Raw genomic sequence first — 12,636 nt, 5'->3', positions numbered from 1 at the left:
AAAGAGCCAATCGGCTCTTTTTTACTTTTTCCAATCAAAATGAAAGATATCCATATCCGAAAAACATTACCACTTATGAAAATGGAATGCAATATGAATAATACGTATACAGAGATTTATTCTTTCTCTGCATTGATATTAAGGAGTTGAATGAAATGGCAAATAGCAGCAATAAATTATTAGTTCCCGGTATTGAACAATATCTGGATCAGGTGAAATATGAAATTGCCCAGGAGTTTGGGGTTCATTTAGGTTCAGATACGGTCTCAAGGGCAAATGGTTCTGTTGGCGGTGAAATGACTAAAAGGCTGGTAAGCCTTGCACAGTCCCAGTTATCAGGAAAATCTAATCAAGAATAATTGAATATTTTTGGCAAAAAAGTCCGGCAATTATGCCGGACTTAATCATCTTTGTGACCATTATTATTGTTCCAATCATGGTTTGAATTATGATCCTGGTTTGAATTTTGATCCTGGTTTGAATTTTGATCCTGGTTTGAATTATGATTCTGATTGGACCAATTATTCTGATTGAACCATTGATTATGGTTTGTTTTGTCTTTTTGGTATTCATCTTTTTTCAATTGCCCATTATTTTCTTTAGCCTGTTCATCCTGTTGTTTTTTCCATGATTCCCTGGGTGCTTGATTTATTCCCCGACGAACATCATTATCATTTGATTCACTTTTGTTTTGTGCAGGACTGTTTTCATCCTGTTTTTTTAATTGACCGGGCGGAAGTATAGATTGAGTCGGTCGAGAAGGACTACTATTGTTCCCTTTATCTTGATTTTTATCTATTTGATTTTGAATTGGGTTTTCTATGTTTTTTTGATTTATCGATGATTGTATTTTATTTTCTTGATACTTACCGGTTGTTATTCCTTGCTTATGGGCTATTTCTCTTTCTTTTTCTGTACCATTAAAGACATTTAGCTCTAACTGTTCCTTGTTTACTGTTTGTTGGATCTCATCCATATTCTCTTTAAGCTTTTCTTCAGCTTGCGCTTCCGGCTGATGAGTTCGAACCATTGAAATAATTAATTGTCCATTATTTTTTAAATAACCCGCATTTTTCATTTCAAGTAGTATGGTTTTAGCTAATTGAGATACACCCTTTTTTTTCCAATCAGAAATGTGTGAAATAACATTCTGTCCTTCTTTATTAAAACTTGTTAATTCAACGACCTGCATTTTGTTATTTACGCCAAGCTCGATACTGGGATTCCCATCAATGGACATATAAGCATACGCCTTATTATTTTGATACATTGGAATAAAAGATCCAAGGAGAACAATAATAACAGCCATTACACTGACAGCCCAAACTGGTTTAACCTTAAATATATTTATTGAAGGGATAAGTGAATGAATCGATTTATGATTGTCTACGGGAAAAAAGTGAATTTCTTCTCCAATTGCATAGGGCTGATTTTGTTTCCTTGCACGCAAAAACTCACCTTCAGGGGTTAAAAGCGTCAGAAATGCGTCATCAATATCCATTACAATTCCCTTTTTCATGTATCAAGCACCCCCTTTAAATAATCCTTCATATAAACATAATCACTGGATAAAATAAGTACAATTGCAATAATGTATTTCCTGTTTCGTTCAATTGTCTTTCTACTTAGGTCAACCATTTTTTCTAATTGTTTGATTGGAAGTCTCTTTTTTTCATACAAGAAATCTTTTAACTCGCTATTTTCAACTAAGATTTTAGCTACAAGAATGGCATTTTTTCTCGCATCTGCATGCTTAGGAGAATTTTTAACAATATCTCCAAAGCTTAAGTCAAATGAATTTAGTAACTGTTGAAAATGGACGATTTCTTCTTTTCTTAGTTGTTCATCAGCCTTTTTCTTATAATCCTCAAGCGAGAGTTCATTTACAATAATGGTTCCTGCTGACTCATCCTCTTGATCTGCAGTTGTTATGTCAATACTAATATGTTGGTTTTTAGTTTGCTTACGAATATAATCAATGACCCTTCTTTTGATTAAAACCTCAGAAAAACTTAATAATGAACTTCCGCGTTCTGATGAATACTTTTCAATTGCTTCATTAAAAGCAATAAGGCCAATGCTAAATTCATCATCAGTTTCATATATATATCGTTTACAAACAGAAGAAACTGTTTTAGCAATAAATGGTTTGTATGCTTGTATTATTTCATTAAGAATCGAACTGTTCCCTTGTTGAATTAAGATTACCGATTCTTCCAGAGTTCTTTTTTTGCTCTTAGTCATGAACAATAAACTTAGCAATGAGCCTCACCTCTCTATTCAGCCAATTATAACATACGAGTTATATCTTGGACTTTATGGGGGTAAAAGCGTTTTGAAAAGATAGCCCCAATTAAGGCTATCTTTTCCTGTTTATTGTTCTACCAACTATTTAATCTTCTTTCCGATTATTATCTTTATGTGATTCTCTGTCTCTTTCTACGTCATCCTTTTTTTCTTTCACCAATGATCTTACTTCTTCACTTTTTTGTTTTGCTACCTGATGAATTTGATGCTCTTCTTGGTGTACAGATTTTTGTATTGTCTGGCTTTCATGATTCGCTTGTTCCTCTTGCTTAACAGGAGTTGACGGAAGTGCAGTATTTATATTTTGATTTGTTACACTAACGTTAGTATTTAAAGTTCCACTCGTATTTGTAGCGGAGGTATTCGTTTCACCTGTTGTTTTTTCATCTGTACCAGGTGAATTTTCATCAGTATTACCTTGTACTTGAGTTACTTTACTTTGTTCTCCCTTTTTTTGTTCCTTCACTATATGTTTGTTCCATTTTTCCATTTTCTTCGCTAATTTTGCGTAGCTTTTTTCAATATTTTTTTCTAAGGCAGCTTTGGCCACAGGGTTTTTGACCTTTTCCATTGCCGCAGAAAGGGCTGCAATATTTTGTGAGAGAATATCTTTTATATCTTTTATTTCAGTTGGCTCATTTGTTGCTTGATCTTCATTAGTAGATTGGGCATTTGTTACTTTCGTGTCGGTAGTTTGCTTATTTGATTCTTGATCCTCAGTTGATTTTTGTGCATCATTTTTCACGTGAACATTGGTAGTTTCGCCGTTTTCTTTTACTTGATCTTGGTCCTTAGCTTGATTCTCTTCTACAACTTTATCGGCACCATCCATATCTTCCAACGCAGATTTAAGAGTATCTACCGCCTTTTGTTCGTCACCTGATGTGAACAAAGCATGAGCTTCTGCAAGACGTTCTGATGCATTGCTTGCTAACAGCTTTGCTTCTTTCACATGATTAAATGTTAGTGCAAGCTGAATTTTTTCAAATGCAATTTTTGTAAAATAAAAGAAATCACCCGGTAATAATGTTGGTGTTTCTTGTTTGTCTATTGAATTAACCGAAACAGCAGCCTGAGTAGTAGTGGCAGTTTGTTGATTTGTTGTTTGATTAGCAGATTGGTCATTTCCATCAGCGAAAGCATTTGTAGCGAAAAATGTAAATGAACCCGCTAAAACAATTGCTAAAGCTCCTTTTGCGATTTTGTTTAAGTCCTTGTGATTTTTTAGTTTCTTCAATGTTTTCACCTCTAAGTTTTTTGCGTTCGCTTTTTCTCTAAAGATTTACGACAGTCTTAAATAGGTTGTGGGGGTTTAAAAAAAAATTATTTTTAACAAAAAAGCTTCAAACCAGAATTGTCTGATTTGAAGCTTTTATTAAGGAATTTTAATTTTCATGAAATTTTATGGATAAAAGAAATTTGATTAAAAAGCCAATGATTAATCCGGGTAGTAAAAATAACATCGGTAAAAAAACAGGCCCTAGGTGATACTTTAAAATGGTAACCTTTGGTGAAACCATTAATCCAACGGTGACAAAATAGGCGCAAAAAACAAACGGCAAGAAAGAGAACTTTTCATCAGATGGCATAGCTGATCGGTATGCATCCCACATTGCAAACATATACACACACGGATAAAACATAAGCCATTGATAATTCGTTATCGCCTCTGCGTGATCGATTTCGCCAAGGAAGCTATACATAATTGCTTGGTTAAAGCGACTGTTAACATTCATTATAAATTCCAGTGCAACAAACAAAACACCTTTGATATACTGACCTGTTAATAATTGACTGAATCCCGGAAAAGCAATATTCCATAAAATTGCTTCTAATTTACTCATTTTTTTCATTGTACAATCTCGCTTCATAAGGCAATTTTTGAGAGCAAAAGACATTCTGAATTTAGCTTATCCAGTTAATTGACAAATTAACGGAACTGACCACAAAAATAGGAATTTATTTAACTTTTCTTTAGCAGTCTAAATTAATAAATATAAAAAAACAGCGGGACTTTTCCCGCCGCTTTTATTCATGCTGATCCATTGGATTGTACAGTTTAACAGTTGGATTTTTTTCTTGGAACCATCTAAGTGCAAAGTCGTTTTCAAATAAAAAGACATAGTGATCATAACGATCTTTCACAAGCAGACTTCTGGAGCTGGAAAGATTCTCATCGACTGTATCGCCTTCAACCCATCTGGCAATTTTTGAACCCATGCGTTCCATTAAAACCTCGGCATTATACTCATTTTTCATTCGATGCTCGAATACTTCAAATTGCAGCTGTCCTACCGCACCCAACAGATAATCATCCGTTTTAATGGTTTTATAAAGCTGAATCGCACCTTCTTGAACAAGCTGCTGTATTCCCTTATAAAAGGACTTTTGCTTCATAACATTTTTAGCTGATACCCTTACATACAGTTCCGGTGTAAATTGCGGCAGTCTCTCATATTGAAAATCATCTTTTCCGGTCGTCAGAGTATCACCTATTTGATAGGTACCCGTATCATAAAGACCGATAATATCTCCACTTACGGCCTCATCGACAGTATTCCGTTCTTCCGCCATAAATGAAGTTGATTGTGAAAGCTTTAATTGTTTACCTAAACGAGGAATATTCACCGTCATACCCCGCTCAAATTTCCCAGAACAAATCCTGACAAAGGCAATCCGGTCACGATGGGCAGGATTCATGTTTGCTTGAATCTTAAAAACAAAACCTGAAAATTGCTCTCCCAGAGGATTAATTTCACCAATCGATGAATTACGTGCTTTCGGCGGTGGAGCAAATTGGAGATATGATTCAAGAAACGTTTGTACCCCAAAGTTTGTTAGAGCACTACCAAAAAAAACGGGCGTCAAGTTACCATCAGCCACTTTTTCTGCTGAGAAATCATTTCCCGCTTCATTTAGAAGCATTATTTCATCAAGAGTTTGATCATAAAGTCCAGACAATTTTAATGGATGATCTCCTTCAATTTCACCATCTTCATTTAATGGAATAAATCGTTCCTCTTCATTTACACGGAATTGTTCTACTCGATTATGATACCTGTCGTAAATTCCTAAAAACTCTTTCCCCATCCCAATCGGCCAGTTCATTGGATACGATTCAATCCCAAGAACCTCTTCCAATTCAGCAAGGAGCTCAAGCGGTGACTTCCCTTGGCGGTCAAGCTTATTCATAAAAGTAAAAATCGGAATACCACGCATGCGGCAAACCTTGAATAGCTTAAGTGTTTGTTCCTCGATCCCTTTTGCTGAATCGATGATCATTACTGCACTATCAACCGCCATCAAAGTCCGATACGTATCTTCACTAAAATCCTGGTGTCCAGGGGTATCCAATATATTGACGCGAAATCCATCATAGTCAAATTGCATAACACTGGAAGTAACGGAAATTCCCCGTTGCTTTTCAATTTCCATCCAGTCACTTGTCGCGAATTTTCCGGTTTTTTTCGCTTTTACGGTTCCTGCATCACGAATAGCACCGCCGAACAATAATAATTTTTCAGTCAGTGTCGTTTTACCAGCATCCGGGTGAGAAATAATGGCAAATGTCCGGCGCGATAATACTTCTTCTTTAAAATTGTTACCCATCTTGTCTTCCTCTCTTTTGACAACAAATAATTTTATCCATAACTTCAATCTTATCTCTCTATCGGTAACTTTGCAATCATTCATATTTTGGCCAATAATTATTTTGACAACATCAACCTCAATTGCGCTTATTCACCAGAATATGAAATTGTCACTTTCCACCGATTCCCACCTGCATTTTATTAAAATCCTTTTATAATAGATATATGACTCATTTTAAGGAGATGACTTAATTGAATCAAAGCAAAAAAATAGTTTCAAAGTTTATTCCGCTCATCGCAGCGTTTATATTAATCATTGCCGGAATTGTTTGGGTGATCCAAACCTCGAATGATGAAGTTGTTATCCCATTCTCTTCAGTGGAAAAAACAATTCAAAATCAACAGGGAAAAACAGTTTCTCTTACTGAACAGTCTGATGGAAGCATCCATATAAAAGCCGGGAATGCTAAATATGTTTCACACGTTCCACCCAATAGCCAAATGGTGGACAAACTGGTGGAAAAATATAATATAAATTATTCTTATTCAACTAGCAGTGCCTATGGAAATTGGATTATGGGCGGTGTCATCCTAGCGCTTGTTGTGGCTGCTTTTGCCATTCAAAAAGCAAAAGGCGGTTTTGGTATCTCCAATTCAATGAAAAATAGTGTGGCTAAATCACGTCCACTTCCGACCATTAGTTTAGAAGATGTAGGCGGACTTGGAGAAGAAATGAAAGAAGAAATTCTGCAAACACTCTCAACGTTAAAAGAACCAGAACGAGCAAGCAAAATGGGCATTAAACCGCCAAAAGGAATTTTGTTATACGGACCGCCCGGTACCGGTAAGACTTTACTTGCTCAGGCAATCGCCCGTGAACTGAATGCAGCTTTCTTTTCCACAAGCGGATCTGCCTTTAATGAACTTTTTGTCGGTGTCGGTGCAAGTCGTGTCCGATCATTATTCCAAACAGCACGAAAGCAGGGTCCGGCTGTTATTTTTATCGATGAAGTTGACGCACTTGCAGGAAGAAGGAAAGCCCATGGCGGTGAGGAAGCAGAAAAGACCTTAACAGAACTCCTTGTTCAGCTTGATGGCGGCCATTCGAATGATGGCATTTTATTTATTGCAGCAACCAACAGAAAAGATATGTTGGATGAAGCCTTCCTCCGTCCAGGAAGAATCGACTTCTCTTTTCATGTACCGCTTCCGGATACAAAGGGAAGGAAAGAAATCATTGACATCCATACAAAAGGAAAGTCACTTGCAGAAAATGTTCTTTCTTCTCTGGATGATTTAGCTGAAAGCACATCAGGTTTTTCCGGTGCCGAACTTCAATCACTCTTTGAAACAGCAAGCCGACGGGCAGTACGTAATGGGCAGAACGTTATACAGAAACAAGACCTTGATTATGCGCTTGATCGAACCATCTTGGGAAGTACATCTCGTTCGTTGCAGGACCAAGAAACAAAACGAAGAGTTGCCATCCATGAGGCGGGTCATGCGATTGTCGCATCGTTAACAAAGCCCGGTTCTGTCAGAAAAGCAACTATCATCCCACGGGGTGAGGCACTCGGTTATGTGGCACCCATTCCAAAAGAACTTCATTTGTCTACTACAAGCGACCTTTTAGACCGAATTGCCATGGTGTTAGCAGGCGGTGTAGCCGAGAGATTATTTCTTGGCGAGCATAGTATTGGCGTGAGTGGCGACGTTCAGCAAGCAAAACATATTATTGAACAAATGGTCGATACAGGAATGCTTCAAAACGGCTTTACACTGACCTTTAATAAACAGGATAAAGAAGCAAAAATGCAAGAGCTTTTTGAAAAAGGTTTAGAAATGGCAGAAGGTCTTATTAATAACCATCAACATCAGTATCAGCAATTAGTTGATGCATTATTAAGGAAAGAAACCCTTGAAGGTTATGAAGTGGAAAATATTGTGCGGGGAACTAATGAATCAATTACAGAAAATTTAGTTTTTGCATAAAAAATGGATCAGGCCTCATTTGATGCCTGATTTTTTTATGCATTCTATCCATCAAACTAACTTTACCTAAATGGATTTCCCATTTTCGTGACAAACTAAAAACGTATTCCTCATAAGGGAGTGAAACGGATGTTCGAAATAAAAGAGCCTAATGCAAAAACAAGGGCAAAATACGAAGATAAAGCGAAGGATTATCTTAACAACCCGGAAAAAACTGAAGGTCTGTTAAGTAAAGCAATAAAAAAAGCAAATAAAAGGAAAGGGACTTTGGGAGAAGCATGGGATAAACTTCAATTATTCCTTGAGTTGATTAAGTCCTATTCGAAGGGCGAATATAAAAACGTTTCAAACAGCACTTTACTTACTGTCATTGGTGCCGTCCTATATTTTGTTTCCCCAATTGATGTAATACCGGATTTTATTGTTGGTATCGGAATCGTTGACGATGCAGCAGTGATCGGGTATACCATTAAGAAGGTATCAAAGGAATTAGATGAATACAAAAAATGGAAAAAACTAATATCCTCAAGCTAGAAAACCCTCTTGAATAATCAAGAGGGTTAGACAATTTATAATTTTATCATTTTACCATCTAAAGCAGGCTGCACCTACGATAATCAATAGAATGAATAATACAACGATTAACGCAAAACCGCCGCCAAATCCATAACCGCAGCCACCATAACCATAACCGCATCCACCATAGCCATATCCAAACATCTTCAAAACCTCCAGTTTATATTAATAGAATCCGCAACCCCAAGAAGCACCGATAATGATTAACAAAATAAATAATACGACCAGTAGGGCAAATCCGCCACCTGCAACCCCAGACATTTTCATTACCTCCTTTTGTAAATTCTATATATCCTATTCACCCGGCCAAAAATGTGCGATAGACACCTATCCAAATTACCTTCTTTTGAAAAAAAAGAATAAGCCTATTTCCGTTTTGCTTGGACAAATATAACTATGGTTACAAATTTAATATTTCTACGATAGAAATTGATTAGAAGGAGATGGAGATTGACAAAAGGTTTTGTTTTTTTTACCATGTTCACAAATAGATATGACAGGAGCAAATAAATTGAGGTATGCTGTCCGTTTATTATTCTTAATTTTTAAGAATTCCCACAGGATCTTGAAAAGAGATGGAAGAAAATTCAAAAACCGGCAAACTCCATTGAAAATTGGTCACAGAGGTGCTGCCGGATATTGCCCTGAAAATACATTTGCATCCTTTAATAAAGCGCTGGAAATGGGCGTAGATTACCTGGAAATTGATGTGCAGATGACAAGGGATGGTGAACTGGTTGTTATCCATGATTCCACTGTTAATCGAACAACCGATGGTAAGGGCAAAGTAAAGGATTTTACTTTACAAGAAATTCAAGCACTTGATGCAGGAAGCTGGTTTAACCCAACGTTCTCAGGAGAAAGAATCCCTTCTTTCAAAGAATTTCTAGAAAATTTCGCTGGAAAAACAGGTATAGTCATCGAATTAAAGAAACCATCTCTTTACCCGGGAATCGAGGAAAAAGTGGCTAAGGAACTAAAAAAAAGAACCCAAAGACTCACAGAAGAACATAAAATAATTGTTCAATCCTTTGACAGAAAATCTTTGAAACGCTTTCATAACCTTATGCCTTCCATACCAATTGGCGTCCTTATCAAAAATACAGGCAGGGGAATATCGAATAAAGAATTGAATTCTTTTTCTCATTATGCCTCCTATGTAAATCCCAAAATTACAATGGTAAACCCTCGATTAATTAGAAGACTCCATCGCAATGGCTTCAAAACAATCATTTGGACAGTGAAGAATAAGCAAGAAATGAAAGCACTTCAACAACTTCATCTTGATGGGATCGTTAGTGATTTTCCTGATTACTTTTAGAAAAATACGAATAAAGACTGTATTTATCGCAATTTCTACCTACATCCCCACTACTATTATTACTTTATGTCGCAAAAACCCTCCGTAAATATCAATAAAAGAAAAATCCAACAACCGTTTGGCTGTTGGATTTTTCTGATCATATGAGAACTGACTTTAAGGGACAGCCTCTTTTTCTAAAAGAATAATACAAAGGAAATTACAATCGCTAACACGATTCGATAAACCGCGAAGGGTAAAAGTTTAATTTTATTAATAAGCTTTAAGAAAAAGCGGATTGATAAAAGCGCAAACACAAAAGCACTAATAAAGCCGGCAATAAAAAACGGAAGCAAATCAGCAGTCATATAATGCCAATTATGCAACAGGGATAAAAGACTTGCTCCCGCCATAATTGGAACAGCCATAATAAAAGTAAAATCAGCTGCAGCACGATGGTTCATTCCGGAAAGAACACCTGCAGAAATCGTTGACCCAGAACGGGAAAATCCTGGCCAAAGTGATAGACATTGAAAAAGTCCGACAATCAAAGCCTGTTTATAGGTAATTTGATCAACCGACTGTACTTTCGGATTCTTCGGACCGATTAGGTCAGCGATAATCATTAAGACGGCTCCAAGGACTAAACCAATTAATACAGTTTTAGTTGAAAATAAGTGAGCATCAATATAGTCATTAAACAGAACTCCTAAAACGCCGGCAGGGATTAATCCGACAATTACCTGGGTTAATTTAAGGTGCCCCTGACTTTGCCCTTCTACAGACTCTCTATTTAGGCGTTTCAAACCTAAAAGATCGAAAAAACGTTCTCTAAAATACACAACAGCAGCGAGAACGGAACCAAGCTGAATGACTACTTTAAACGTGTGAGCTGCATGGGTGGATAAAAAGTGTTCAGTTTTGATCCACATATCATCAACAATGATCATGTGTCCTGTCGATGATACAGGTGCAAATTCTGTTAATCCCTCCACTAACCCTAAAATAATGGCTTTAATAAGCATAAGAAAATCCATTTTAGCAATTTCTCCTAACAATTATTTTTTTAATAATTCGAATGAGACAATAACTATCCTAGTTTACTCAATTTTTTACTCCTTTGGCAAATATATATATTTTTCCATCGTTTTTATTTTTGGTAAATAGGATTTAATGAAAAAAAGCGATTTACATAAATCGTGAACTACTTATAAAATTAATTCAATTGATTTTTTCCGATAGCATTTTAAACCCCTTCTTTAGGGACCATTGTGTAAAAAAGAAGCGAGGCCGTTTATAAATGGCCTCGCTTCTTATTTCTATTAATTATTTATTATACGAACAACACGACCGTTAAACTTCTCTTTCCAGTAACTGGAAGACATATCTGCAACCGCAACACCTGTTGAGCTTTGTGAGCCAATGAATTTACCTCCACCAAGATAAATTCCCACATGCCCATCTGTTTTATAAGTATTAAAGAAAACTAGGTCTCCGGGACGCATTTGGCTTGCAGACACTCTTGTTCCTGCATTTTTCAAGGAATCTGTACTTGTTCCTACACTGATTCCAGCTTGAGAAAATGCCCAGTGCACAAATCCGGAACAGTCAAATCTACCATTGGCAATATCATAGGCTGTTCTACCGCCGCCAAATACATAAACAGAATTTCCGATATAACGATACCCTGCATTGATTACATCACTTATCGATCCGCTAGCTGCCGGCATTGAACCGGTTGAAATTGAGATATTCATCGAAGAGTTAGAATTAGCAGTAGTTTGGCTTGAAGCCGTTTGTTGAAGCTGAGTTTCTTGCGCTGCTAAACTTGAATCTTGATTTTGCAAATCGGCCTTTTGTGATAATTTATCTTGTTCTTTCTTTTTTAATTCTTCCTTTAAGGTATCATTTTGCGCTTTTTGATCCATAATTTGGGCCTGCATTCCCTCAAGGTCTGTCTTCATGCTCTTGAGGTCCGCCAGTTTTTTTTCAACTGAAGCTTGCTTTTTTTCGACTTCCTGCTTATCCGCTTCATGCTGTTTTACCAAATCAGAGTCTGCTTGGACGATTGTTGCAACAGCCCCAATCCGTTCAACCAAATCACTGAAGCTTGAAGCACCCAGGAAAACGTCCAAATAGCTAACATCTCCACCGCTTTCCTGATAGGAAAGGGCCCGTTTTTTCAATACTTCATTTCGTTTCGCAATTCTTTCCTTTATAACCGTAACTTCTTGTTGAAGCTGAAGTACCTCAGACTGAGAAGTTTTCATATTCTCTTCAGTTTGCGTGATCATGTTATTATTATCTTTAATGGCCTGATCTACCCGATTAATTTGAGCATTTAATTGAGCAAGTTCATCCTGAACTTGAGAAATTTCTGCATTTGCTTTCGTGATTCCGGCTTGAACCCCTGACCGCTGACCTTTTATGTTTTGCGGGTCATTAGTAGCAGCCATCGCTGATGGAATAGAAAAAGCGCTTCCAAGTCCAAGCATAATTATCGTACTAAGTGCAGTTATCTTTTTTTTCATTTCGATTTCCCTGCTTTCCAATTATCAAATCAATTCAATGTATTTTTTTAACTAACAAATGAATTTCAACGTAATTTGACAAATTTCTATGTATAGTAGTCCATTTAGAATCTATTAATCTACAAAAATCTCAGTCGAATATCATAAATATTACCCATTTTCATCCTATTTTGTTGTAATTAGAAGTATATCATCTAAATTTGTCAAATAAGTTATAGGAATATTACATTTGTGTTTCAAAGGTCATATTTAATAGGTTTTTAACAAATTGTTCATTTTTAAATAGGAAAATTATAAAATATTGCTTTAAATCGGTAATTTCAGGCCTAATAGAAAACAC

At 36.4% G+C, this 12,636-nt stretch carries 13 protein-coding genes; 4 read left to right on the top strand and 9 right to left on the bottom strand.

Annotation, left to right across the window (positions count from 1 at the left end; all coding sequences use genetic code 11):
* The first annotated feature begins 155 nt into the window (after positions 1-155).
* Complete coding sequence (locus tag J2S10_RS07525) at positions 156-359, top strand: alpha/beta-type small acid-soluble spore protein (RefSeq protein WP_307406043.1); 204 nt, start codon at positions 156-158, stop codon at positions 357-359.
* A gap of 41 nt (positions 360-400) precedes the next feature.
* Here the strand turns inward: J2S10_RS07525 and J2S10_RS07520 are convergent, their stop codons facing one another.
* From J2S10_RS07520 to J2S10_RS07500, 5 genes are all read right to left on the bottom strand, one after another.
* A complete protein-coding gene (locus J2S10_RS07520) occupies positions 401-1,519 on the bottom strand; it encodes an anti-sigma factor domain-containing protein (RefSeq protein WP_307406040.1) in 1,119 nt (372 codons plus the stop codon).
* Positions 1,516-2,262: an RNA polymerase sigma factor SigI gene (gene sigI, locus J2S10_RS07515; protein WP_307406038.1), complete on the bottom strand. Its 747-nt coding sequence runs from the start codon at positions 2,260-2,262 to the stop codon at positions 1,516-1,518. Before sigI ends, J2S10_RS07520 begins: the two co-directional genes overlap by 4 nt.
* A 130-nt stretch (positions 2,263-2,392) precedes the next feature.
* Positions 2,393-3,544 carry a DUF5667 domain-containing protein gene (locus J2S10_RS07510; RefSeq protein ID WP_307406036.1) on the bottom strand — a complete coding sequence of 384 codons (1,152 nt, stop codon included), beginning with the start codon at positions 3,542-3,544 and terminating at the stop codon, positions 2,393-2,395.
* Positions 3,545-3,692: 148 nt separating this feature from the next.
* Positions 3,693-4,160, bottom strand: a complete 468-nt coding sequence (locus J2S10_RS07505) for a hypothetical protein (RefSeq protein WP_307406035.1) — start codon at positions 4,158-4,160, stop codon at positions 3,693-3,695.
* A gap of 175 nt (positions 4,161-4,335) precedes the next feature.
* Positions 4,336-5,916 (bottom strand): peptide chain release factor 3, encoded by a 1,581-nt coding sequence (locus tag J2S10_RS07500; RefSeq protein ID WP_307406033.1) that lies wholly within the window; start codon positions 5,914-5,916, stop codon positions 4,336-4,338.
* A gap of 233 nt (positions 5,917-6,149) precedes the next feature.
* On the opposite strand from J2S10_RS07500, the gene J2S10_RS07495 reads away from it, so the two are divergent.
* Together J2S10_RS07495 and J2S10_RS07490 are read left to right on the top strand one after the other, a co-directional pair.
* On the top strand, positions 6,150-7,889 hold the full coding sequence (locus J2S10_RS07495) for an AAA family ATPase (RefSeq protein ID WP_307406031.1): 1,740 nt from the start codon (positions 6,150-6,152) through the stop codon (positions 7,887-7,889).
* Between the two features lie 129 nt (positions 7,890-8,018).
* Entirely contained in the window at positions 8,019-8,423 is a 405-nt protein-coding gene (locus tag J2S10_RS07490) for a YkvA family protein (RefSeq protein WP_307406030.1), read from the top strand.
* Between the two features lie 51 nt (positions 8,424-8,474).
* Here the strand turns inward: J2S10_RS07490 and J2S10_RS07485 are convergent, their stop codons facing one another.
* Both J2S10_RS07485 and J2S10_RS07480 read right to left on the bottom strand, forming a co-directional pair.
* Complete coding sequence (locus J2S10_RS07485; protein WP_307406028.1) at positions 8,475-8,609, bottom strand: YjcZ family sporulation protein; 135 nt, start codon at positions 8,607-8,609, stop codon at positions 8,475-8,477.
* 21 nt (positions 8,610-8,630) lie between these two features.
* Positions 8,631-8,726: a YjcZ family sporulation protein gene (locus J2S10_RS07480; RefSeq protein WP_307406026.1), complete on the bottom strand. Its 96-nt coding sequence runs from the start codon at positions 8,724-8,726 to the stop codon at positions 8,631-8,633.
* A gap of 250 nt (positions 8,727-8,976) precedes the next feature.
* Here J2S10_RS07480 and J2S10_RS07475 point away from each other — a divergent pair, with 250 nt between their 5' ends.
* Entirely contained in the window at positions 8,977-9,786 is an 810-nt protein-coding gene (locus tag J2S10_RS07475; RefSeq protein WP_307406024.1) for a glycerophosphodiester phosphodiesterase, read from the top strand.
* 176 nt (positions 9,787-9,962) lie between these two features.
* On the opposite strand, the gene J2S10_RS07470 is transcribed toward J2S10_RS07475, so the two are convergent.
* Both J2S10_RS07470 and J2S10_RS07465 read right to left on the bottom strand, forming a co-directional pair.
* A complete protein-coding gene (locus tag J2S10_RS07470; RefSeq protein ID WP_307406022.1) occupies positions 9,963-10,802 on the bottom strand; it encodes an undecaprenyl-diphosphate phosphatase in 840 nt (279 codons plus the stop codon).
* A 285-nt stretch (positions 10,803-11,087) separates the two neighbouring features.
* Positions 11,088-12,296 carry a C40 family peptidase gene (locus J2S10_RS07465; RefSeq protein WP_307406020.1) on the bottom strand — a complete coding sequence of 403 codons (1,209 nt, stop codon included), beginning with the start codon at positions 12,294-12,296 and terminating at the stop codon, positions 11,088-11,090.
* Positions 12,297-12,636 lie beyond the last annotated feature (340 nt).

Source organism: Neobacillus ginsengisoli (assembly GCF_030813055.1).
This window is presented reverse-complemented; position numbering and strand designations above follow the sequence as displayed.

Bases quoted from the DNA above. Each gene is read 5' to 3' on its own strand.
- J2S10_RS07525 (WP_307406043.1), top strand. From the start codon at position 156: ATGGCAAATAGCAGCAATAAATTATTAGTTCCCGGTATTGAACAATAT.
- J2S10_RS07520 (WP_307406040.1), bottom strand. From the start codon at position 1,519: ATGAAAAAGGGAATTGTAATGGATATTGATGACGCATTTCTGACGCTT.
- J2S10_RS07505 (WP_307406035.1), bottom strand. From the start codon at position 4,160: ATGAAAAAAATGAGTAAATTAGAAGCAATTTTATGGAATATTGCTTTT.
- J2S10_RS07500 (WP_307406033.1), bottom strand. From the start codon at position 5,916: ATGGGTAACAATTTTAAAGAAGAAGTATTATCGCGCCGGACATTTGCC.
- J2S10_RS07490 (WP_307406030.1), top strand. From the start codon at position 8,019: ATGTTCGAAATAAAAGAGCCTAATGCAAAAACAAGGGCAAAATACGAA.
- J2S10_RS07485 (WP_307406028.1), bottom strand. From the start codon at position 8,609: ATGTTTGGATATGGCTATGGTGGATGCGGTTATGGTTATGGTGGCTGC.
- J2S10_RS07480 (WP_307406026.1), bottom strand. From the start codon at position 8,726: ATGTCTGGGGTTGCAGGTGGCGGATTTGCCCTACTGGTCGTATTATTT.
- J2S10_RS07470 (WP_307406022.1), bottom strand. From the start codon at position 10,802: ATGGATTTTCTTATGCTTATTAAAGCCATTATTTTAGGGTTAGTGGAG.
- J2S10_RS07465 (WP_307406020.1), bottom strand. From the start codon at position 12,296: ATGAAAAAAAAGATAACTGCACTTAGTACGATAATTATGCTTGGACTT.